We start from the raw sequence: 20,644 nt of genomic DNA on the forward strand, positions 1-20,644 counted from the left end.
ATGCGCCTGCCCGTGGCCGGGTTGCTGGTGCTGCTGGCCGCCGGCTGCGGCGGGCCGGCCCCGACCGAGGCCCGCGACGACGGCGAGCTCACGGTGGGCGCGATCATCTCCCAGACCGGCGTGTACGCGATGCTCGGCGACGAGATGGAGGCCGCCATGCGCCTCTACCTGGACGAGCACGGCGGCAGGCTGGGCGGCAGGCCGGCCCGGCTGGTCGTGGCCGACGACGCGGGCGCCGCCGACCGGGGTGGGCGCGAGGCCCGGCGGCTGGTGAGCCAGGAGCGCGCCGACGTGATCACTGGCCTGCTGGCCTCGCCGGTCGCCGTGTCGGTCGCCGAGGCGGCGGACGGCACGCCGGTGGTGATCGCCAACGCGGGCGCCGACGAGCTGGGCGGCCCCGGTGTCTTCCGCGTCTCCTACACCAACCGCGAGCAGGGCGAGGCGGCCGGCCGCTACGCCGCCGAGCGCTACGGGCGGACCGGCGTGGTGCTCATGGCCTCCGACTACTCGGCGGGCGTGGAGACGCTCGACGGGTTCGAGGAGGGGTACGGCGCGGGCCCGCTCACGCGCATCCTGACGCCGTACGGGAAGGTCGGGGACCTGGAGCCGTACCTGGAGCGGATCCCGCCGGAGGCGGAGCTGCTGTACGCGTTCTACGCGGGCGGGGAGGCGGTCACGTTCGTCAAGGCGTTCAGGCAGCTCGGCTACGACGCCCGGATCGAGCTGCTGGCCTGCCAGCAGCTCGTGGACGAGGACGTGCTGGCGGCGATCGGCCGGGACGCCGAGGGCATCACCAGCGTCGGCAGCTACTCGCCGGCGCTGGACAACCCGGCCAACACCGCGTTCGTCGCCACCTGGCGGGCGCGTACCGGCAAGAACCCGTCGGTGGTGGCGTTGCAGAGCTGGGACGCGATGCGGCTCATCGACCGGGCGGCGGCGCGTGGCGGTGACCTGGGGGAGGCGCTGGCCGGGGTGGGGGAGCTGGAGAGCCCGCGCGGCAAGCTCAGGCTCGACGACACCTCGCACAACCCGGTCCAGAACTGGTATGCCAGACAGTACGAAAATGGCATCAATCGGGTGATTGCCACAATCCCCCCGAAGGAGTGACGCGTTGCAGGACCGTGACCGCTGCCTCGCCTTGGACGCCGACGACCCGCTGCGCGACTTCAGGGACGAGTTCGCGCTGCCCGAAGGCGTCATCTACCTCGTGGGCAACTCGCTGGGCGCGCTGCCGCGCCGCACTCCGGAACGGGTCAACCAGGCCGTGACCGACGAATGGGGCGTCCAGCTCGTCGGCGGCTGGAACAGCGCGGGCTGGTACGACCAGCCGCTGCGCGTGGGCGACCGCATCGCGCCGCTCATCGGCGCCGGGCCCGGCCAGGTCGTGGCCGGCAACACCACGTCCATCGCGGTCCACCAGGCCGTCTCGGCGGCCCTGCGGCTGCGCCCGGACCGCCGCGTGATCGTCTCCGACGTCAACAACTTCCCCACCGACCACTACATGATCGAAGGGCTGGCCGCCGGCTACGAGATCCGCGACTTCGCCGAGGGCCGCTTCGACGACGCGGCGGTGGTGCTGCTGTCGGAGGTCGACTACCGCACGGCGGAACGGCACGACGTCGCCGAGGTGACCGCCCGGGTGCAGGCCGCGGGCGCGCTCATGGTGTGGGACGTGTGCCACAGCGTCGGCGCCCTGCGCGTGGACGTCTCGGCCGCCGACTTCGCCGTCGGCTGCACGTACAAGTACCTGAACGGCGGCCCCGGCGCCCCCGCCTTCCTGTACGTGAATCCGCGCCACCATGCGACGGCCGTGAACACGCTGTCCGGATGGCACGGCCACGCCGACCCGTTCGCGTTCGAGAGCGGATACCGCCCGGCCGAGGGCATCAGGCGGTTCGCGATCAGCACGCCGCACGTGCTGTCGTTCGCGGCGCTGGAGGCCGCCCTCGACATCTGGGACCGGGTGCCGCTCGACCAGCTACGGGCCAAGAGCGTGGCGCTCGGCGAGCTGTTCGTCGAGCTCGTCGGCGACGCGCTGGAGCTCGCCTCGCCCGCCGACCCGGAACGGCGCGGCAGCCACGTCAGCTTCCGCCACCCCGACGGCTACCCGGTCATGCGGGCGCTCATCGACCGGGGCGTGCAGGGCGACTTCCGCGCCCCCGACATCCTGCGCTTCGGCCTCGCGCCGCTCTACACGCGCTACACCGACGTGTACGACGCGGCCACCACGCTGCTGGAGGTGCTGGAGAAGGAGCTCTGGCGCGACGACCGATACGCGCGGCGGCTCGCGGTCACCTGACCAGGTAACATCGGCTTGCCCACAAGGCACTTCACCGATGTTCGCCCGCGTCACCGTGCGGCCTGCGCACGAGCGGGTCGACCGGAGCGCGCCTCCAGCTCCGGGAGACCCCCGCCATGCTGCTGACCTTCGTGGTCACCACGCTTGTCATGATCATGATTCCCGGGCCCGACGCGGCCCTGATCATGCGCAGTTCGCTCGCCCACGGCCGGATGGCCGGGCTGCTCACCATGCTCGGCGGCCTGCTCGGCCTGTCCGTGCACGCCGCCGCCGCTGCGATCGGCCTGTCGGCGCTGCTCGTGGCCTCGCCCACCGCCTTCACCGTGGTGCGCGGGCTGGGCATCTGCTACCTGCTCTGGCTCGGCGTCCACGCGCTGCTGTCGAGCCGCGGCAAGGCCGCCGAGACCGCCGAGGCCGCCGAGTCGGCGCCCGGCGGCTCGCCGCTCGTCCACGTGCGCAGGGGCCTGCTGTCCAACCTGCTCAACCCCAAGGTGCTGCTGCTGTTCGTGACGTGGCTGCCGCAGTTTCTCCCGTCGCACGGCGACACGCTGAGCAGCGCGCTGCTGCTGTCGGGCATCATCGCCGTGCTCTACGCGCTCTGGTTCAGCCTCTACAACCTGATCGTCGACCGGGTCGGCGCGCTGCTGCGCACGCCCCGGGTGCGCGCCCGGGTCGAGCGGGTCACCGGCGTGCTGCTGGTCGGCTTCGCGCTACGGCTGGCCGTCCAGTAGCTTGACCGCCCGCTTGGGGGCGATGGCCCGGTAGCTCTCCTCGACCCAGTCGAGCAGCACCTCGGTCTCCGGCAGCTCGGCCAGGAACGGCACCGTCACCCAGCCGGCCTTGCCGAGCCCGTAGCCGCTCGGCGCCGCCCCCGGCACGGTCAGCGCGTGCCCGTGCGTCTCCGACAGCAGCTTGACGCCGAAGGTCGGGTCCCACTTCTCGGTCCGCTCGTCGATGCCGAGGAACAGGAACACCTTCTTGTTCACCTTGATCACGGTCTCGCCCCACGGGTGGTCCTCGTGGGTCTCGGGGAGGCCGAGCGCGAACGCGCGCAGCTCCTCGCGGATGTCGTGCCAGTCGGTCATGTCCGGAACTCCTCAAGCTTGCGGTCGATCGCGGCCCTGATCCGGTCTCGGGCCACCATACGAGGCACCCCCGACATAAGCAGCTCGTCGTAGTCGGTGTCGCGATGACGGATGGACGCGATCACGGCCAGCGTGATCGCGTTCTCGTCCAGGACCTTGGCCGCCGCCGTGCGGCCCACCCGGCCGCTGCCGCGCAGCCCCGCGTGCTCGGCGATCTCCCGCGCCCTGTCCGGCGGGCAGCCGGGGAACAGCCGGGCGATCTCCGCCGCCATCCGCGCCTGGAACTCCACGTCCTGCTCGGCCCGGCGCACCGCGTCACGCTCGCGGCGGCGCAGCCGCACCTCCTCGTCGGCCAGGCAGCGCTCCTCGGCCCGCGCCAGCGCCTCCTCCTCCACCAGCAGCCCGGCCCGCTGGTAGACCTTGCGCCGCCGGTTGTAGCGGACGACCACCGCCGACAGCCGGCTCTCCTGCTTGGCCCGGCGGCTCAACGCAGCGTCACCCGACGGCAGGAACGTCAGATGATCCAGATCCGCGCACGTCAGGCAGTGCGGCCGGTCGTCCTCCATGATCAGATAAGGCCCGGTGTCGCGGCACGACGCGCACGTCCACGCCTCCAGCGGCGCGACCACCACCAGATCAGGCGCCTTGCTCTGCCGCTCGGTGAGCTGCCGCACCCGCGCCTCGCTCAGGTCCGGCGACAGCCAGTGCACCCGGAACGCCTCCTGCCCGCCCCCGCCCGTGAACCGCAACGGCCGCCGGTCACGGCTGCCCGACACGTACGGCGTCTCCACCGGGCGCAGCCCCCTGGCCCGCGCCCAGTCGCCGAGCAGCGCGGCCGTGGCCACCAGGCGGTCCTCGTCGACGGCGGCCAGTTCCGCCAGCGTGGCCGCCCGGCCCTGCCGCCAGGTGTCGACATGACGCGAATGCAGCCAGCGCAGACCCGTCACCACGTCCAGGAACGTCACGTACTTGTTGCGGGTCAGCGCGAGCTCGGCGGCTTCGGCGACCCTGCGGGCCAGGTTCGGCTTGCTCACGCCCCTTAGTGTGCCGCGCCTTTGTCAGCAGGTGGGCATGCCTTGTGGTGATCCCGGCAAGGAAGCGGGCGGATCTCGCACCGGGAGGAATCGTGCGCCTGCTCTGGCCCGCCGTACTCGTGCTCGCCACCTCCTGTGGCGTCGCCGACAGCGGCACGCTGCCCGTCGTCGCCGGCCCCGTCGGCGCCCCGCCCGAGGTCACCATCCCGCCCGGCAAACCCGGACGCACGCCTCGGGTGGTCCTGCTCTCCCACGGCGCCGGACGGCGCACGATGCCCGGGGACGTGGTGCTCGCCGACGTCGAGATCCGCCGCTGGTCGGGCAACGAGCCGCACCTGAGCACGTACGAGGTCAACCAGCCCGTCACCGTCGTCTTCGACGGGCGCGCGGTGCCCCGCACCTGGCAGGAAGCCCTCATCGGGCGGGCGGCGGGCAGCCGGGTGCTGCTCGTCGGCCCCGCCGTCCAGACGCTCGGGCCCGACATGCGCCTCGACGGCGTCCCGCCCGCCGAAACGCTCGTCGTGGTCTTCGACATCATCGGCGGTTACCCCCCGGACGCCCGCCTGGTGGGCCGGCCGCTGCCCACCGTCCCCGCCGACCTCACGCCGGCGGCCCCGGCCCGCACGCTCATCGGCGGGTCCGGGGCCGAGGTCATGCCCGGGGACAAGATCGTCATCCAGTACGTGGCGGCCTCCTGGCCCACACGCGAAGTCGTGGACTCCTCCTACAAGCGCGGCGGCCCGAGCGCCTACCGGCTGACCCCCGACACGGTGCCGCCCGGCTGGGTCGACGGCCTACGCGGCCAGCGGGTCGGCGGCCGGGTCGCCATCGGCTCGCCCACCAGCTCACGGGGCGAGCCGACGCTCTACGTCATCGACATCCTCGACGCGCTCTAGGAGCCGCAGTGCTCGAACGGGCTGTCGTACGTGGACGAGCCCGCCTTGCCGCCCCACCGGACGCACTTGCCCGGCGCGTACGCGTACACCGGACCCGCATAGTAGGAGTAGCTGCCCGAATCGGTCTTCCGGGTGCTGCCCTGCACCTCCAGATACGCGGTGGTGGCCGTGGGCGTGCCCAGCGAGGTGTGCTTCATCGTGACGACGCAGTTGTTGCCGTTGCCGTTGTTGTACAGCAGGTAGACCGTGCCCGACGTGCCCAGCCCGGCCGAGTCGATCACGTCGTAGCCCGATCCGCACGCCTCCTGCGGCGTGTACGGGTTGCTGGAGCCGCCGCAGTTGCGCGAGGTCAGCGTCTGGACCGGATAGCCGAACGTGACGCCGTTGAAGACCGCCTTGCGGATGTTGTCCGGGTAGCCGGTGCCCTGCCGCACCTCGTAGTGCAGGTGCGGGCTGATGTTGTTGCCCGGCTTGCTGGTGTTGCCGACCGTGCCGATCTTCTGGCCCTGCGAGACCGACTGGCCCGCGCTGACCGACCGCGTGTTGAGGTGCGCGTAGTAGGTGGACCAGCCGCTGCCGTGGTCGATCCTGACCAGGTTGCCGTAACCGTTCGCCGAGCCCTGGTGCGCCGAGATGCCCACCGTGCCCGCCGCCGCCGCCACCACTGTGTCGCCGAGGTCGGCGCCGGCCGTGCTGCCCCGGTTGAAGTCGATCTCCCACGACTGGTGCGCGCTGCTCGCGCTGGAGTTGCCGTTCCAGGACTGCCCGCAGGGGAACGGCAGCTGGAAGTTGGTGGCCAGAATCCCGACGCTGTCGGACGACGGCTCCGGGTCGAGCGACGGGTCGGCCGAGGCCGTGGACGCCGTTCCGATGCTGAGTAAGAGTGCGACACCCGCGACCATTGCTCCGCTGAACCTCATCGGGTGATCCTTTCCGGGAGGGGCTCTGAACCCAGGGTCGAGATTCACCGCACAAAGAACATCCAGAACCGATACAAAAAGCTGTCAGGCCTCCAAAGAGGAGCTGATGCGGTCATGACGGTCACTTTTCACGTGCTCGGGCCGCTGGAAGTCCGGTCAGCGGGACGTCCCGTCCGGATCTCCGGCAGGAAGCCACGGCTGCTGCTCGCCACCCTGCTGCTGGACGCCGGCCGGGTCGTCGGCGGCGACCAGCTCGCCGAGGTCCTCTGGCCGCAGCGCCCGCCCCGCTCCGCCCAGGCCAACCTGCGCACCTACGTCAGCTCCCTGCGCGCCGACCTGTCCCGCGCCGCCCGCGCCGGCGACACCCTGCGCGGCGCCGGATCCGGCTACGCCATCGACGTCCCCGCCGGCGCGCTCGACCTGCTCGTCTTCCAGGACCACGTCGAACACGGCCGCTACGCCGACGCCCTCGCCCTCTGGCGCGGTGCCCCCCTCGCCGACCTGCCCGGCAGCCCCCTGTGGGAACGCCGCCTCGACCCCCTCCACGAAGCACGGCTCCGCGCCGCCGAACAACTCATCGCCCAGCGCCTCGACCGGGCCGACCACGCCGGAGCCGTCCGCGAACTGCGCGCCCTCCTCGCCGAACACCCCTACCGCGAGGACCTGTGGGGCCGCCTCATCCTCGCCCTCCACGCCGGCGGACGCAAAGCCGAGGCGTTACGCGCCTACGCCGGCATCCGCGCCCGCCTCGTCGACGAACTCGGCGTCGAACCCGGCATCGAGCTCCGCCGCGCCTACGAGACCGTCCTCGCCGACGACTCCCTCCCCACCACCCCGCATCAGCTCCCCCCGGACATCCCCGACTTCACCGGCCGCGAGCCCGAACTCGCCGCACTCACCCGCCCGCGCCCCGCCGCCGTCGCCGTGATCACCGGCCCGCCCGGCGCCGGGAAGAGCGCCCTCGCCGTACGCGCCGCGCACCTCCTCCGGCCCCGCTTCCCCCACGGACAGCTCCACCTCGACCTCGGCGGCAGGCACCCCGCCGACCTGCTCGCCGAAGCCCTCCGCGCCCTCGGCGCCGAACGCCCCCCGCCCACCCTCCACGAACGCTCCGCCCTGCTCCGCTCCCTGCTCGCCGAACGACCGATGCTCATCCTGCTCGACGACGCCCTCGACGCCGCCCAGGTACGCCCCCTGCTCCCCGGCAACGACAGCGCCGTCATCATCACCAGCAGACGCCGCATCACCGAACTGCCGGGCGCCCGCCACGTCACCCTCGCCGAACTGCCCGAGGACGACGCCCTGCGCCTCCTCGCCCGGATCGCCGGCCCCGACCGGGTCGCCCGCGAACGCGCCGACGCGCTCGCCATCGTCACCGCCTGCGGCCGGCTCCCCCTCGCCCTCCGCAGCGCCGGCGCCCGCCTCGCCGGACGCCCCGGCTGGTCCCTGTCCGTCCTGCGGCAACGCCTCCAGGACGACCGCCTCGGCGAACTCGAAGAAGTACGCGCCCGCCTCGACCGCAGCTACAGCCACCTGCCCGCCGAAGCCGCCCGAACCCTCGCCACCCTCGGCCTGCTCGGCGCCGCGCCCCAGCCCGGCTGGGTCGTCGCCGCCGCCCTCGACCGGCACCGCGCCGACGACGTCACCGACCTGCTCGTGGACGTCAACCTCCTCGAACTCGTCGGCACCGACCCCGTCGGCCAGCCCCGCTACCGCCTGCCCGACCTCATCCGCCAGCACTCCACCTCACGCACCCCCCACCGCGACGGGCTCGCCCGCGTCCTCGCCGCCTGGACCGCCACCACCGAACACGCCCGAGCCCGCCTGCCCACCACCGTCTTCGGCCTCACCGCCGCCGACGCCCCCCGCTGGCGGCTCCCCGAACCCCTCCTCGACCGGCTCACCGCCGACCCGCTCTCCTGGTTCGAAGCCGAACACGACACGCTCGCCGCCGCCGTCACCGTCGCCGCCCGCACCGGCCTCGCCGCCTCCGCCTGGGGCCTGGCCGCCGCCATGGTCCCCTACCTCGACCTGCGCTGCCACCTCGACACCTGGCAGCGCACCCACACCGCCGCCCTGGCCGCCGCCCGCGCCGCCGGCGACACGTACGGCGAAGCCGCCATGCTGCGCGGCCTCGCCCAGGTCGCCCTCTACCGCGACCGGTACGAGGAGGCCGCCGACGGCTTCACCCGCTCCCGCCGCCTCTTCCACGACCTCGGCGACCTCCGCGCCGAGGCCACCTCCGTCTGCGGGCTCGGCGCCGTCCACCAGTTCCGCGGCCGCCACGCCCGCTCCCTCGGCCACTTCCGCCGCGCCCTCGCCATGTTCCTCGCCGCCGGGGACCAGCACGGCGAGGCGTTCGCCCGCCAGGCCATCGGCCGCGCCTGCCTGCGCGCCGGCGACCTCGCCCAGGCGTCCGAATCCCTCACCCAGGCCATGCGCCTCGCCCAGGAGCTCGGCGACTCCCACCGCGAAGGCTGCGTCTGCCTCCAGATGGGCCACCTCCACCAGGCCATGTCCTTCCACCGCCACGCCCTGGAGATCTTCGAATCCCTCGGCGACCGGCACTGCGGCGCCTACGCCCTGCAAAGCCTCGCCGGCCTCCAGGTCGCCCGCGGCGACCTCGCCCCCGCCTCCGCCGGCCTCGAACGCTCCCTCCTCGTCTTCCGCGAACTCGGCGACCGCAGCGGCGAAGCCTCCACCACCCAACTGCTCGCCGACCTCCACCTCTCCGCCGGCCGCACCGGCCTCGCCCTCGACTACCAGGCCCACGCCACCGCCCTCCGCCGCACCCTCCCCGCCTAACCCGTACGCCCCACCGCCCAACGCCCCCGCCCCCGGCGCGGCCACCCCGCCGACACGGCCACCCCGCCGAAGTGGCGCACGTTCCCGAAAGGGCCACCACCCGCCCACGCACACCCTCGGCCCCACCCGGCCCCCCACGGGAGCGCGCGAACCAACGGGACACGCCGGCCGTCCACGAGGGCAAGCCGCCGCCCAAGGCACGACGCCCGCCCTCCCGGGGGTCGTACCGGCCCTGTTTCGGGCGCGGCACCGCCGTCTCCGCGGGGCATGCGGCCCTTCGGGCAGGGGCCCTTTCGGGGAGGCGGCCCGCCGCCCGGCCTCCCGAGGGCCGCGTCCGTCCCTCCCGGGGGCGCGGCCCCACCATCTCCGCGGGGGCATGCGGCCCTTCGGGCAGGGGCCCTTCGGGGCGGGCCGCCGGCCATAGGCGCGGCACCTGCTTCTCCCGGGGGCGCGCCCGCCCTCGCGGGGGCGCTCGCCTCTCCCGGGGGCGCCTGCCCTCCCTCGGGCGCGGCGCCGCACCTCCGGGGGTACGGGGCCCCTTTGGGGAGGGGCTTGTCGGCCAGGCGGTCAGAGGGTGTTGAGGGCGCGGGCGAGGATGGTGGCCGTGGAGGCGATGACCTTGTCGTCCACCGGGTCGGCCGGGTCGGTGCGGTTGGTGTAGATGGTCATGATGATCGGGGCGGAAGCCTTGGCGGGCCAGATGACGGCGATGTCGTTGGCGAGCCCGCGGGACCCGTTGGTGCCGGTCTTGTCGCCGATGCGCCACGTCTTGGGCAGGCCGGCGCGGATGCGGGTGTCGCCGGTCTGGTTGGCGATCAGCCAGGCGTTGAGCTGGTGCCGGTCCTTGGGGTGCAGGGCGTCGCCGACGGTGAGGGCGCGCAGGTCGCGGGCGGCGGCGGCGGGGGTGGTGGTGTCGCGCTTCTCCTTGGGCGTCCAGTCGTTGAGCGTGGGCTCCGTACGGTCGAGCCGCGAGATGGGGTCCTTGAGCGTGCGCAGGTAGCGGGTGACGGCGGCGGGGCCGCCGATCTCCTTGAGGAGCACGTTGGCGGCGGTGTTGTCGCTGGTGGTGATGGTGGCTTCGCACAGGGCGGCCACGGTCAGGCCGTCCTTGACGTGCTTCTCGGTGACGGGGGAGTGCGTCACGAGGTCGTCGGCGGTCCAGTGGAGGCGCTTGGCGAGCAGCCCGGGCTCGGCGGTGCGCGCCTTGTGGAGGACGGCGCCGCAGAGCAGGGCCTTGAACGTGGACAGCAGCGGGAAGCGTTCGTCCGAGCGGTAGGCGACGGTCCGGCCGGTGGCGGTGTCGACGGCGTACGCGCCGATGCGTCCCTGGAAGGCGGCTTCCAGGGCGCGCAGTTCCTTCTTGGCCGTCGCGCCGGGTGCGAGGTGCACGGCGGCGGCGGTCGCGGGCGCGGCGGTGGCCGGGAGGGTGGCGCCGCCGGCGAGGAGGGAGAGCGCCAGAGCGGCCGATCGCAGGGCCTGCCGGGAACGGAGCATGTCAAGTCCTTCGCTGTTCGCTGTCAGAGGGCAGGAGCAAACCAGACGTGATCAGCTCATGTCTAATAGCGATATCGCGAACGTACGAATATCAGAAAATGTATGTATGCAGGTCAGGAGCCCGGGACGAAGCGGCGGACGAGGCGTCTGAGCCGGGATTCGGGGGCGGGCGCCGGCGGGTGGCGGAGGATGTCGAGCGCCTCGGCGGCGGTGGGGCGCTTGGCCGGGGTGTGGTCGAGCATGCGCCGCACCACGTCGGGCACGTCGGGCCCGTGCGCGTCGGGGCCGGCGGGCAGGTCGCCGGTGAGGAGCTGGTAGGCGATCACGCCGGCGGCGTAGACGTCGGAGGCGGCCGTCATCCGGTCGGGCCGTTCGTGGCATTCGGGCGCGACGTAGTGGGCGTCGAGCACGTTGTGCAGCTCGTGGGCGACGGTGTAGTTGCGCGGCCCCGGCTTGGCGTAGTCGAACCCGGTGAGCACCGCGTGCCCGTCGTCGGTCACCAGCACGCTGGCCGGGGTGAGCGCGCGGTGGATGACGCCGTGGGCGTGCGCGTGGGCCAGGCCGCTCAGCATGTCCTGGATCACGGTCAGGCGTACGCCCTGGCCGAGCCGCAGGTGGAGGGCCTGGCCGTGGACGTCGTCGAGCACCAGCACGAACCGGCTCTCGTCGTCGATGGCGAAGAAGTCGCGCGGGCGCACCAGGCTCGGGTGGGGCGGGATGCGGGCCAGCGACTGGTAGGCGTTGGCGATGCGCTGCCGCTCGGCGGCCCGTGACTCCTGGTCGGCCAGCGGGTCGGCCTGGTAGACGCGCAGCAGCACGGTCTCGCTGCCGGGCAGGGTGGCGTTGAAGGCCCGGTATTCGGTGATCCTGGCGTCGCCGCCGAGCTGCTCCTCGACCTCCCAGTTGCCGTAGCGCGGGGGCGCGGTGCTGCGCCGTACGGTCTGGTTGAGCGCGTCGAGGATCGCGGCGAAGTAGGGCTTGGCGTCGGGGCTGCACCCGCGCCTGACCCGGGAGACGTCGCTCAGCGTGGCGATGAGCCGGGGCAGGTCGGTGACGTTGACGGCGTCGCGCCCGGCGGGGTCGACGAGCTGGGCGTCGGGCGAGGTGAGCACCACCAGGCTGTCGACGTAGACGCGTTCGAGCTGTGTGGCTCTGGAGACGAGCAGTCCCTTGAGCGCCTTGGCGGTGCCGCGCAGCTTGGCCACCGGCGAGCCGAACGCCTCCCGCCGCGGCGGGAACCACCGCGAACCCGACACCTCGATGCGGCCGCGGGTGCCTTTGACGTCGACGACGACGAGCGAGTGGCCGGTGAGCACGAGGAGGTCGACCTCGAAGACGTCGTCTCCGCGCGGAACCTCGACGTTGTGCAGCAGCAGCCAGTCGGCCGGTGCGTGATCCCGGAGGTAGGTGATCACCCGCCGCTCGGCGTCGTTGACCGGAGGTCCCCCGCCGACGATCTCTGCCATGCGCCTATCCTCGCACGGGTTGGAGTTGACAGCATGTTGTCGTTATGACAGTATGTTGTCATGACGACGAAGACAAAGCCCGTGCATGTAGCCGTTTACGACACTCTGGCCGACTGGGAGACCGGACACGCCACCGCCCACCTGCGCAGTGGCCGCTTCCACCGGGAGCCCGGCAGTTATGAGATCGTCACGGTCGGGCTCACCGGCGAGCCCGTGACCACCGCCGGCGGCATGCGGATCGTTCCCGACCTGACACTCGACGCGCTCACGCCGCAGGACAGCAGCCTGCTCATCCTGCCCGGCGCCGACCTGTGGGACGCCGGCGACGACCTCGCTCCGTACGCCAGCAAGGCACGCGCGTTCCTCGACGCCGGGGTGCCCGTCGCCGCCATCTGCGGCGCCGTCGCCGGGATCGCCCGCGAAGGGCTGCTCGACGACCGCGACCACACGAGCGCCGTGCTGCAGTACCTGGAGGCCCAGCAGGGGTACGGGGGCGCCAAGCGCTACCAGGACCGCGACGCGGTGCTCGACGGCGACCTGATCACCGCCGGGCCCACCGAGCCCGTCGCCTTCGCCCGCGAGATCTTCCGCCGGCTCGACGTCTACACGCCCGAGGTGCTCGACGCCTGGTACCGGCTCTTCGCCAAGAGCGACGCGTCGGCGTACGAGGTGCTGATGGCGGCATGAGCGAAACGGGCGAGCTGCTGTCGGGCAGCGCGTTGACGGTCTTCCGGCTCAACGGCCAGTTTCTCGACGTCGCCGAGAAGCTGGCCAGGCCCGCCGGGCTCACCGCCGCCTGGTGGCAGGTGCTGGGCGCCATCCTGCACGAGCCGCTGCCGGTCTCCGGGGTGGCCAGGGTGATGGGCATGAGCCGTCAGGGCGTCCAGCGGATCGCCGACCTGCTGGTGGAGAAGGGGCTGGCCGAATACCTGCCCAACCCGGCGCACCGGCGGGCCAAGCTGCTCCACCCCACCCCGGAGGGGCGGGCCGCCATCGCCCGCATCGATCCCGCCCACCAGGAGCTCGCCGACCGGCTGGTGGCCGAGCTGGGGCTGCCCGCCGCCCGCGACACCCTCGCCGCCCTCCGCCGCCTCTCCGAAGCCCTCGACCGCCTCTCCGACTGACCCCTTGGGCGGCACCCAGGCGGCTCCCGGGCGGCCCGCCGGGGGTGTGGGCCGCTCCCCACCCGCACTCCGGCTTCTGGGTTGAGCGGCGAGTGCCGCAAAGGGAGGGCACGTGGTGGGGGTGCCGCGCAGGGGAGGGTGGGTGGCAAGGGTCAGCGGGCGGTGGCGAGGACGAGGCCGGAGGCGTGGTCGAGTTCGACCGCCACGAGCCGTTCGTGGGCGAGCAGGGCGTCGCGGACGGCGCGCTGCTTGCGGATGAGGTCGTCGTCCCAGCCGGGGGCCGGGGCGAGGTCGTCGACGAGGAGGATGCCGCGCGGGCGGAGGGCGGCGATGGTGCGGTCGAGGCCGACGTGCTTGCCGCCCGTGGCGTCGGCGAAGATCAGGTCGAAGGCGCCGAGCCGGTCGAGCAGGTCCAGGGCGTCGCCCGTACGGAGGTCGACGAAGGGGGGCCAGCCGTCGCGGGCGGCGAGTGCGGCGCGGTCGGGGTCGCGTTCGACGCTCGTGACCGTGACGTCGGTGCGCGGCAGGAGGCCGCTGACGAGCCAGGCGAGCCCGACGCCGGCGCCGGTGCCCAACTCCAGGACGCGCCCGCCTTCGGGGACGGCGGCGGCGAGTGCGGCGAGGAGGCGGCCGACGCCCGGATCGCACGAGTAGGCGAACGACGCCTCTTCGGCGCGGGCCACGGCCGCCGTGACCAGATCGGTTTCCATGGTCCTGTCCTACCTCGCGGGGCGCAGGCGTGGCATCCGGGTTCGCGGCTTGAAGACGGACAGGCCGGTCGCCAGCATCAGCATCGCGAGCTGGCAGCCGAGCGAGGCCACCTGGGCCCACTGCCGTGAGGAGGCCACCTGGGCGGCGCCTTCGGTGGCGGCGGCCATGCCCTCGGGGTCGAACAGGAACATCCCCGCGCAGATCGTGGCGAGCAGCAGCGCCAGCTTGGCCGCGACCCAGACGTGGCGCAGCACCCCCCAGTGGCTCGTCAGCCCGAGCAGGACGCCGGTGACGAGCGACAGCATGCTGAGCGGTATCCCGCCCGCGAAAACGAGCGCGGGCATCAACCGGTAGGCGGCGTGGGCCAAAGCGAGGTCATTCGTGAGTGTCGCCGCAGTATTGAGCACCACGAGTCCCCATACCTCGCCCAGCAGCGCGACCGAGGCGACGATGTGGATGACCAGCAGTGACTTGCGGGTACGCGGTCGTATCGCAGTCATCTTTACCTCCGGTTCCCGAACGAACTCCTGGCCATCGTGACCCGCGTCCCGGGGGGCGCGCGTCGGACCAGAGGCGGCACCGCCGCTACACCTCACGGCGTATTGCGGGCGCGCGCGATTCCCAAGCGGCGGGTGATCGTCGGTTTCCCGCCGGTGCGTGAACGGCTACGTCATCACCGGGTGAGGCCAAAAGAAATGCCGTTTCGATTGCGCGGATCGGCCGCGGCATTTGTGTTCGGCGGCGGTGTCGATCGCCAAGAAACCGAGGCCGCCCCTTGACCTCGGTCTGAGAAGATCCGGTTGCGGTTCCGGCGCGCTGCCGCAATTGTTATCCGCGGCACCTCACAGCCCTGCAGAAACGACTAAGGCGCTGGAATTCTCAGGCGCCGATCAATGGAGGAACGAAACATGATCCGTCGCATTCTTGCCGGTGCAGCCATCGTGGGCGCCGCGCTGGGCTTCTGTGCCGGCGCCGCTTCGGCCGACGTCGGCCCGAGCGCGAGCAACACGGGCCAGAGCATCATCGGCCAGTTCAGCGTCATCGACGACGTCACCGCGCTGAACAACGTCCTGAACGACTCGGTCAAGTACATCGACCTGGGCACCGTCGGTCACCTGCAGGACGTCGAGCTGAACCTGCTGGCCAACGTCGAGGACTAGGAGCGACGGGAAATCGGCGCTCGACCTGAAAAGCTCGCCGGCAAAAGCCGGTGAACCGTCACCCCGCCCGGGTCCCGGTTGAAACGCCGGGACGTTTCCCGGAAGGGCGGCCGTGGATACTCGAGGCCACGGCAGCCCGGTGCGCACCGACGGGCCGGGTGGCGGGCGGCCCGGAGGGCCTGCTCCATCGAGCAGGCCGTCCGGGGCCGCGCGTCAGAGGCCGGCGTCCGCCGCTCTTTCCTCGGTCGGCCGGACGGCTCCCATGAACGTCGGCCGGTCCAGCGGGTCGAGCCGGACGAACGCGCCGGTATAGGGGGCGTGGACCATACGCTCGCGATCGACGGCCAGGCCGACGTGTTCGGGGCCGGAGCGCCGCGGATCGTTGTCGTAAAAGACGAGGTCCCCGGGCCGCACCTGTTCCTTGGGTACGCGGGCACCTGATCGCCACTGCTCCTTCGTGGTGCGGCCGATCAGTTCCCCGGCCGAGGCCCACGCGTACTGCGTGAGGCCGGAGCAGTCGAATCCCTTGGTCTTCGCACCCTTTCCGATGCCGAATCCGGGGCCGTCCACCCCGCCGCCGCCCCATGAGTACGGGACGCCGATCATCTCGATCGCGGCCCGCACCGCGATGGCGCCCGCGGCGGCCCGGTCCGCGTGAAAGGTTTCGGAATAACGCGGCCCGCATTCAGGGCCGCAGTCGCGAGCCACTGCCGGCGCGCAATCCAGCGTGCCGGTGAACACACACGCCAGGGCCATCACGATAAATGTGCGTCTTGCCTCCATGGTCAATCCACCGCTTCTGCGACTCGTTTCACCGGCTCTCGATGCCGGCGCTGCTGTCCCAGAGCTTTCCTCTCGACCGATGGGGACAAAACACCCTTTTGGGGAGGCGAGAGGCGCATATGGCCATAACGTGAAAGAAAATCCGTCAAAGCCACCAGACGAATCCTGATAAATCCGGACATATGGTGGCGCGATGCCCACGACGATTCTCGTGAATCGGTTTTGACCTAGGTTTAGGCGCCTCGCCTTGCCCGTCGAAGCCGCGATACGCGATCGTTGTCCGAGGCATCTCGAAAGCACAGCGAACACAATCGCGATGACGCGCTTTCCGCGCCGATTCCTACGAAGGAGTTCTACAAATGATGCGTCGCATTCTCGCCGGTGCCGCCATCTGCGGTCTCGCGCTCGGCTTCTCCGCGGGCGTGGCCTCGGCCGACGTCGGCCCGAACGTCAGCAACACCGGCCAGCAGATCCTCAGCCAGTTCTCCATCATCGACGACGTGGCGCTGGCCAACGACGTCCTCAACGACTCGGTCAAGTACATCGACGTGCTGACCTTCCTGCACCTGCAGGACGTCGAGGGCAACGTCCTGAGCAACGTCGAGGACTGATCCCGCGGCGCCGGTGGCGCGCACGGCCCGGCCGGCCCGCACCTCCCCGGACGCGGGGAGCCCCGGAGCCGCCGGGTCGTGGCACCAGCGTGTGACAGGCGTACGGGCAATCTGATCGGCCCCGGCACCACCAGTGCCGGGGCTTTCGCATGCCCGGCCCCGGCCCCGATCAGCGGCCCGATGGGGGTGAAACGCTCATCGGACCATTCCTTCTATAAAAGTGCTGTAAACGGTCATTTTTCTCGCGAACATTACAAAGAGAAACATAGTTCGTGTAACCTGGTTCTCGGTTGCCGCTGCTGCGGTGACCGACCCCCGGACTCGGAGCGATGGGGGGTGTGCACCAGATGGAGCGACTGCTCTACCAGGACCAGCAGCTACGGATCGTCGTGCTGGCCGCGCCGCCGGACCCGGCCGTCAGCCTCTGCGGCGAGGTCGACATCACCAACAGCCCCGCGCTCGCCCGCGCGCTGGCCCTGTGGCGTGACGGCTGCCCGCACCTGACCGTCGACACCGCCGCCCTCACGTTCGTCGACCTGTCGGGCATCCGGGTGCTGGCCCTGCCCGCGCTGCCCCCGGCCGAGCGGTGGATCCGCCTGCGCAACGTCACGCCGTGCCAGCGCCGCATGCTGGAGCTGATGGGCTGGTTCGACGGATCCCGCCCGGTGGCCGTGCCCTGAAGACCACTCCAAGGACCGGCTAGAGGATCAGCGCGGCCGACGTGCCGATCCCCGTGGGCCCGGCCAGCTTGGGCCGAGGCGGCCGGTGGTGACGGCGCAGCGACTCCTCGTCGTAACGGCGGCAGTCGCGGTGCCACACGTAGATGCCCGACATCCAGTTCTCCAGCTCGGTGACGTACTCGGCGACCGCCTTGCGGCCGTCGTCGCCCAGCCCGAGATCGTCGAACACGACCGGCAGCTCGTGCGCGGCCACGTGCTGGAACTGCCGCATCCGCGACTCCAGCAGGTCGACCACGATGCGCAGCGCCGTGTCGCGGTCGCAGCCGAAGAAGCACTGCGTGACCAGCACCCCGTTGTGCAGCTCGCCCTCGAACTCGATCTCCTTCTGGTACGAGTAGACGTCGTTGAGCAGGGTCGCGTAGTCCTGGGCCGAGTTCTCCAGCGAGCGCATCGGCCCGCTGTCGTAGACCTCCTGCGGGATCCGGTCGGCCCGGGCCAGCCGGCACAGGGCCATCGTCAGGTCCGAGCCGAAGGTGAGCCGCCGCATCTCCACGTAGTCGACGGGGTCGGGCACCCGGTTCTCGGCCTGGTTGGCCAGCTCCCACAGCCAGCTCGACGCCATCTTCTCGATGGCCGCCCGGAACGTACGCCGCGCGCCCTGGCTCATCGGCCGGGCCGAGCGCCCCCACAGGTCGGCCAGCGACAGCTCCAGCGGGCTGACGGGCGCCGGGTAGGCGACGCCGTCGAGCGGCATGAACAGCGACAGCCGCTCCACGGTGGCCCGCGCGGCGGCCAGGCTGCGCCCGTGGCCGAACACGACGGGGAAGTAGTCGTCGCCGTAGGTCCCCCACGCCAGCCAGGCCGAGGACAGGTCGAGCTCCTCGGGCGTCGCGTCGGGGTCCAGTCCGGCGGCGCAGAGCGGCAGGTCGTAGTCGATCAGCTTGTCCTCGTCCCACACGGCCGAGCCGGTGATGCCGGGCTGCGCCTCCAGCAGCCCCATCCGGTGCGCCCACGTGACCACGTTGCGCCGGGCGGCCTCCAGGTGCGGTGACAGCTCCGGCGTGAACGGCTGGTAGAGGTCCGGGACCGGCAGCGGCCCGACCTTCTCGTACGGCACGTGCGCGTAGGACCTGACGCGCTTGAGCCCCAGCAGGTCGACGACCGACTTCATGCCGAGCGCCGGGGCGGAGGCGTTCTGGTTCATGTAGCGGCTGGAGCGCAGGTGCCAGGCGTGACCGCCGGACTGCCAGTCCTGCAGCCCCTTGACGTAGGCCAGCACGCCGGCGCAGCTCAGCGGGTCGAGCCCGTGCTCGACGAACAGCGGCCCCAGCTCGACGGCGACGGTGTGCTCGAACTGCTGCAGCCGCGAGGTGAGCAGGTCGTTGACCGCGTCGGCGGCCTCCTGCGTCGAGCAGCCGAGGAACGTCTCCAGCACCAGGATGCCGTTGCTCAGCTCGCCCTCCTCCTGCGTCTCGCGCTGGTAGGAGAAGATGTCGTTGCGCAGGTGGACGGCGTCGGAGAAGGCGTCGCGCAGCACCCGCATCGGCCGCGAGGCGGAGATCACGGCAGGCACCTCGGCGCCCGCCGCGTGCTCGATCAGCCCCGCCGACCAGGGCGCCCCGCCGACCTTGCGGCGCATCTCGATGTACTCGACCGGGTTGGGCACCCGGCCCGCGTTGATGTTGGACAGCTCCCACAGCGACTCGTTCAGCAGGTTGAGGGTGCTCTCCGTGAAACGCGCCCGCCAGTCGGCCGACGTGCCGGGCACCGTGCGCGCCCACAGGTCGGCCAGCCCCGCCTCGACCGGGTTGACCGGCTCAGGGCTCGCGGTGCTCATGAAGGCGGGCAGCCGGTCCAGGTACGCCTTGCCGCCCTCGCGGTCGCCCGTCCGCTTGAACACGTCGAGAAAGTGGTCGTCGAAGAAGAAGACCCACACGTACCAGTCGGTGATCAGGCTGAGCTCGGTGGCGTCGCAGTCAGGATGAGTGTACGCGCACAGCAGCGCGTAGTCGTGCGCGTCGAGGTCGGCCTCCTCCCAGATGCCCGAGCCTTCCAGCATGCCCATCTTCCTGGCCCACTGTTTGGAGTGGGTCCTGGCCTCCTCAAGGTGGGGGTTGAGCCGGGCCGGATACGGGACGTAGAAGTCCGGCAGGTCAAAGGGTTGCGCCATCGTGGCTCCGTTCGGCTGTGAAGATCAGGTGAAGGTCAGCTGTGTACCTCGACGTCCCCGAGCACGCCCAGCGCGTCGGGCACGAGCACCGCGGCCGAGTAATAGGCGCTGACCAGGTAGGTGGTGATCCCCCGCTCGTCGATGCCCATCACCTTCACGCTGAGGCCGGGCCGGTGCTCGTCGGGGACGCCGGTCTGGTGCAGGCCGACGACCCCCTGCTCGTCCTCGCCCGTGCGGATGGCCAGGATCGAGCTGGTGCCGGCCCGGCTGACCGGGATCTTGTCGCAGGGCAGGATCGGCACCCCGCGCCAGGCGGCCAGCGTGCTGCCGTCGAGCACGACGCTGTCCATGTAGACGCCGGCGGCGCTGCACTGCCGGCCGAACGCGGCGATGGCCAGCGGGTTGGCCAGGAAATAGCGGGTCTTGCGCCTGCGGCAGAGCAGGTCGTCGAGGTCGGCGGGGGTGGGCGGCCCGGTGCGGGTGGTCAGCCGCTGTCCCGGGGCGACGTTGTGGAGCAGCCCGAAGTCCGGGTTGTTGACCAGTTCGCGCTCCTGCGCCTCGCGCACCGCCTCGATCGTGAGCCTGAGCTGCTCCTCGGTCTGGTCCATCGGGCTGCTGAACAGGTCGGCGACCCTGGTGTGCATCCTGAGCACCGCCTGGGAGACGCTCAGCTCGTACTCGCGGGGGCCCGGGTCGTAGTCGACGAACGTGCCCGGCAGCACGACCTCGCCGCGGTGCCCGGACAGCAGGTCGATCGCCGCCTCGCCGTACTTGTTGGCCGGGCCGGCCGGTCGCCGCGCGAGGTGCTCGCCCAGCGACGGCCGGCGCGCGGCCAGGTCGTCCAGCGCCTGCCAGGGCAGGGCCAGCACGGCGCAGGCGGTGCGTGCCGCCAGCGTGACCTCCCACGGCGTCGATCGGCTGTCCGCACGGCTGCCGGCGTGGTCGCCGGTCGACAGCATGCCCCGCGCGACGCTGTTGCCGTACGTGCTCGTGCACAGCTTGGCGATCTTGCCGTGGGCGAGCAGGATCAGCTCGTTCTGCGGCGATCCCTCCCTGGCGATCACCTCGCCGCGCACGTACTCGCGCTGCTCGAACATTCCGGCCAGGGACTCCAGCACGTCCCGGTCCTCGTACCCGTGCAGGAAGGGCAGCTCGGTGAGGCTCGGCGGCACCACCCGCAGCCGCGTCCCCGTATGGGAGAAGGCCACCCGGCCGCCGCCCGTCTCGTAGGTGAGGCGGCGGTTCACCCGGTAGGTGCCGGCCGCGAGCTCCACCCAGGGGAGCGCGCGCAGCAGCCAGCGCGGGGAGATCTCCCGCATGTGCGGAGCCGTCTTGGACGTCGTGGCGAGCTTGCGCGCCGCCGCCGTGTCCAGGCTCAGCCGTGCCTCCAACTCCGACAACCGAAA

General features: G+C 71.9%; 20 protein-coding genes. 10 read left to right on the forward strand and 10 right to left on the reverse strand.

The features are described 5' to 3' along the window. The 3 genes from KME80_RS06630 to KME80_RS06640 all read left to right on the forward strand — a co-directional run bounded on the left by KME80_RS06630 (window position 1) and on the right by KME80_RS06640 (window position 3,030). Complete coding sequence (locus KME80_RS06630) at window positions 1-1,107, forward strand: ABC transporter substrate-binding protein (protein ID WP_219501475.1); 1,107 nt, start codon at window positions 1-3, stop codon at window positions 1,105-1,107. Window positions 1,108-1,111: 4 nt separating this feature from the next. Next, entirely contained in the window at window positions 1,112-2,299 is a 1,188-nt protein-coding gene (locus KME80_RS06635) for a kynureninase (RefSeq protein WP_219501477.1), read from the forward strand. 116 nt (window positions 2,300-2,415) lie between these two features. After that, on the forward strand, window positions 2,416-3,030 hold the full coding sequence (locus KME80_RS06640) for a LysE family translocator (RefSeq protein ID WP_219501480.1): 615 nt from the start codon (window positions 2,416-2,418) through the stop codon (window positions 3,028-3,030). On the opposite strand, the gene KME80_RS06645 is transcribed toward KME80_RS06640, so the two are convergent. Next, window positions 3,010-3,384: an MmcQ/YjbR family DNA-binding protein gene (locus KME80_RS06645; protein WP_219501482.1), complete on the reverse strand. Its 375-nt coding sequence runs from the start codon at window positions 3,382-3,384 to the stop codon at window positions 3,010-3,012. The genes KME80_RS06640 and KME80_RS06645 overlap by 21 nt on opposite strands. Next, complete coding sequence (locus KME80_RS06650) at window positions 3,381-4,418, reverse strand: DUF2293 domain-containing protein (RefSeq protein ID WP_219501484.1); 1,038 nt, start codon at window positions 4,416-4,418, stop codon at window positions 3,381-3,383. The genes KME80_RS06645 and KME80_RS06650 overlap by 4 nt, the downstream gene beginning before the upstream one ends. A gap of 92 nt (window positions 4,419-4,510) precedes the next feature. Here KME80_RS06650 and KME80_RS06655 point away from each other — a divergent pair, with 92 nt between their 5' ends. Further along, entirely contained in the window at window positions 4,511-5,314 is an 804-nt protein-coding gene (locus KME80_RS06655) for an FKBP-type peptidyl-prolyl cis-trans isomerase (RefSeq protein ID WP_219501486.1), read from the forward strand. Here KME80_RS06655 and KME80_RS06660 read toward each other — a convergent pair. Continuing rightward, window positions 5,311-6,234 (reverse strand): M23 family metallopeptidase, encoded by a 924-nt coding sequence (locus KME80_RS06660; RefSeq protein WP_219501488.1) that lies wholly within the window; start codon window positions 6,232-6,234, stop codon window positions 5,311-5,313. The two genes, KME80_RS06655 and KME80_RS06660, sit on opposite strands and share 4 nt — an antisense overlap. A gap of 114 nt (window positions 6,235-6,348) precedes the next feature. Between KME80_RS06660 and KME80_RS51705 the strand changes: the two genes are divergently transcribed. After that, the gene (locus tag KME80_RS51705) at window positions 6,349-9,039 is read left to right on the forward strand and encodes an AfsR/SARP family transcriptional regulator (RefSeq protein WP_219501490.1); all 2,691 of its coding nucleotides are present in this window, start codon (window positions 6,349-6,351) and stop codon (window positions 9,037-9,039) included. A gap of 567 nt (window positions 9,040-9,606) precedes the next feature. Here the strand turns inward: KME80_RS51705 and bla are convergent. Both bla and mads6 read right to left on the reverse strand, forming a co-directional pair. After that, complete coding sequence (gene bla, locus KME80_RS06670) at window positions 9,607-10,533, reverse strand: class A beta-lactamase (RefSeq protein WP_219501492.1); 927 nt, start codon at window positions 10,531-10,533, stop codon at window positions 9,607-9,609. Window positions 10,534-10,646: 113 nt separating this feature from the next. Then, window positions 10,647-11,999 carry a methylation-associated defense system protein kinase MAD6 gene (gene mads6 / locus KME80_RS06675; protein ID WP_219501494.1) on the reverse strand — a complete coding sequence of 451 codons (1,353 nt, stop codon included), beginning with the start codon at window positions 11,997-11,999 and terminating at the stop codon, window positions 10,647-10,649. Between the two features lie 60 nt (window positions 12,000-12,059). Here mads6 and KME80_RS06680 point away from each other — a divergent pair, with 60 nt between their 5' ends. Then, window positions 12,060-12,686 carry a type 1 glutamine amidotransferase family protein gene (locus KME80_RS06680; protein WP_219501496.1) on the forward strand — a complete coding sequence of 209 codons (627 nt, stop codon included), beginning with the start codon at window positions 12,060-12,062 and terminating at the stop codon, window positions 12,684-12,686. Continuing rightward, on the forward strand, window positions 12,683-13,123 hold the full coding sequence (locus tag KME80_RS06685; protein ID WP_219501499.1) for a MarR family winged helix-turn-helix transcriptional regulator: 441 nt from the start codon (window positions 12,683-12,685) through the stop codon (window positions 13,121-13,123). The genes KME80_RS06680 and KME80_RS06685 overlap by 4 nt, the downstream gene beginning before the upstream one ends. 152 nt (window positions 13,124-13,275) lie before the next feature. On the opposite strand, the gene KME80_RS06690 is transcribed toward KME80_RS06685, so the two are convergent. Together KME80_RS06690 and KME80_RS06695 are read right to left on the reverse strand one after the other, a co-directional pair. After that, on the reverse strand, window positions 13,276-13,833 hold the full coding sequence (locus KME80_RS06690) for an O-methyltransferase (RefSeq protein ID WP_219501501.1): 558 nt from the start codon (window positions 13,831-13,833) through the stop codon (window positions 13,276-13,278). 9 nt (window positions 13,834-13,842) lie between these two features. Next, window positions 13,843-14,334: a hypothetical protein gene (locus KME80_RS06695; RefSeq protein WP_219501503.1), complete on the reverse strand. Its 492-nt coding sequence runs from the start codon at window positions 14,332-14,334 to the stop codon at window positions 13,843-13,845. A gap of 408 nt (window positions 14,335-14,742) precedes the next feature. Between KME80_RS06695 and KME80_RS06700 the strand changes: the two genes are divergently transcribed. Beyond that, complete coding sequence (locus KME80_RS06700; RefSeq protein ID WP_219501505.1) at window positions 14,743-14,994, forward strand: hypothetical protein; 252 nt, start codon at window positions 14,743-14,745, stop codon at window positions 14,992-14,994. 213 nt (window positions 14,995-15,207) lie between these two features. Here KME80_RS06700 and KME80_RS06705 read toward each other — a convergent pair whose 3' ends face one another. Next, a complete protein-coding gene (locus KME80_RS06705) occupies window positions 15,208-15,777 on the reverse strand; it encodes a C40 family peptidase (protein WP_219501506.1) in 570 nt (189 codons plus the stop codon). A 359-nt stretch (window positions 15,778-16,136) separates the two neighbouring features. Here KME80_RS06705 and KME80_RS06710 point away from each other — a divergent pair, with 359 nt between their 5' ends. After that, on the forward strand, window positions 16,137-16,388 hold the full coding sequence (locus KME80_RS06710) for a hypothetical protein (protein WP_219501509.1): 252 nt from the start codon (window positions 16,137-16,139) through the stop codon (window positions 16,386-16,388). 347 nt (window positions 16,389-16,735) lie between these two features. After that, a complete protein-coding gene (locus KME80_RS06715) occupies window positions 16,736-17,068 on the forward strand; it encodes an STAS domain-containing protein (RefSeq protein WP_219501511.1) in 333 nt (110 codons plus the stop codon). A 19-nt stretch (window positions 17,069-17,087) separates the two neighbouring features. Here the strand turns inward: KME80_RS06715 and KME80_RS06720 are convergent, their stop codons facing one another. Both KME80_RS06720 and KME80_RS06725 read right to left on the reverse strand, forming a co-directional pair. Continuing rightward, window positions 17,088-19,238: a terpene synthase family protein gene (locus KME80_RS06720; protein ID WP_219501514.1), complete on the reverse strand. Its 2,151-nt coding sequence runs from the start codon at window positions 19,236-19,238 to the stop codon at window positions 17,088-17,090. A 35-nt stretch (window positions 19,239-19,273) separates the two neighbouring features. After that, complete coding sequence (locus tag KME80_RS06725; protein WP_246644225.1) at window positions 19,274-20,638, reverse strand: family 2B encapsulin nanocompartment shell protein; 1,365 nt, start codon at window positions 20,636-20,638, stop codon at window positions 19,274-19,276. Between the last annotated feature and the right edge of the window lie 6 nt (window positions 20,639-20,644).

The sequence above is a fragment of the Nonomuraea ceibae genome (genome assembly GCF_019396325.1).
In the GTDB taxonomy this organism is placed as follows: domain Bacteria; phylum Actinomycetota; class Actinomycetes; order Streptosporangiales; family Streptosporangiaceae; genus Nonomuraea; species Nonomuraea ceibae.

Excerpts from the sequence above, each read along its gene's own strand:
- KME80_RS06660 (WP_219501488.1), bottom strand. The coding sequence starts at position 6,234 with ATGAGGTTCAGCGGAGCAATGGTCGCGGGTGTCGCACTCTTACTCAGC.
- KME80_RS06715 (WP_219501511.1), top strand. The coding sequence starts at position 16,736 with ATGGAGCGACTGCTCTACCAGGACCAGCAGCTACGGATCGTCGTGCTG.
- KME80_RS06695 (WP_219501503.1), bottom strand. The coding sequence starts at position 14,334 with ATGACTGCGATACGACCGCGTACCCGCAAGTCACTGCTGGTCATCCAC.
- KME80_RS06690 (WP_219501501.1), bottom strand. The coding sequence starts at position 13,833 with ATGGAAACCGATCTGGTCACGGCGGCCGTGGCCCGCGCCGAAGAGGCG.
- KME80_RS06685 (WP_219501499.1), top strand. The coding sequence starts at position 12,683 with ATGAGCGAAACGGGCGAGCTGCTGTCGGGCAGCGCGTTGACGGTCTTC.
- KME80_RS06630 (WP_219501475.1), top strand. The coding sequence starts at position 1 with ATGCGCCTGCCCGTGGCCGGGTTGCTGGTGCTGCTGGCCGCCGGCTGC.
- KME80_RS06705 (WP_219501506.1), bottom strand. The coding sequence starts at position 15,777 with ATGGAGGCAAGACGCACATTTATCGTGATGGCCCTGGCGTGTGTGTTC.
- KME80_RS06680 (WP_219501496.1), top strand. The coding sequence starts at position 12,060 with ATGACGACGAAGACAAAGCCCGTGCATGTAGCCGTTTACGACACTCTG.
- KME80_RS51705 (WP_219501490.1), top strand. The coding sequence starts at position 6,349 with ATGACGGTCACTTTTCACGTGCTCGGGCCGCTGGAAGTCCGGTCAGCG.
- KME80_RS06645 (WP_219501482.1), bottom strand. The coding sequence starts at position 3,384 with ATGACCGACTGGCACGACATCCGCGAGGAGCTGCGCGCGTTCGCGCTC.
- KME80_RS06640 (WP_219501480.1), top strand. The coding sequence starts at position 2,416 with ATGCTGCTGACCTTCGTGGTCACCACGCTTGTCATGATCATGATTCCC.
- KME80_RS06710 (WP_219501509.1), top strand. The coding sequence starts at position 16,137 with ATGATGCGTCGCATTCTCGCCGGTGCCGCCATCTGCGGTCTCGCGCTC.
- KME80_RS06700 (WP_219501505.1), top strand. The coding sequence starts at position 14,743 with ATGATCCGTCGCATTCTTGCCGGTGCAGCCATCGTGGGCGCCGCGCTG.
- KME80_RS06720 (WP_219501514.1), bottom strand. The coding sequence starts at position 19,238 with ATGGCGCAACCCTTTGACCTGCCGGACTTCTACGTCCCGTATCCGGCC.
- mads6 (WP_219501494.1), bottom strand. The coding sequence starts at position 11,999 with ATGGCAGAGATCGTCGGCGGGGGACCTCCGGTCAACGACGCCGAGCGG.
- bla (WP_219501492.1), bottom strand. The coding sequence starts at position 10,533 with ATGCTCCGTTCCCGGCAGGCCCTGCGATCGGCCGCTCTGGCGCTCTCC.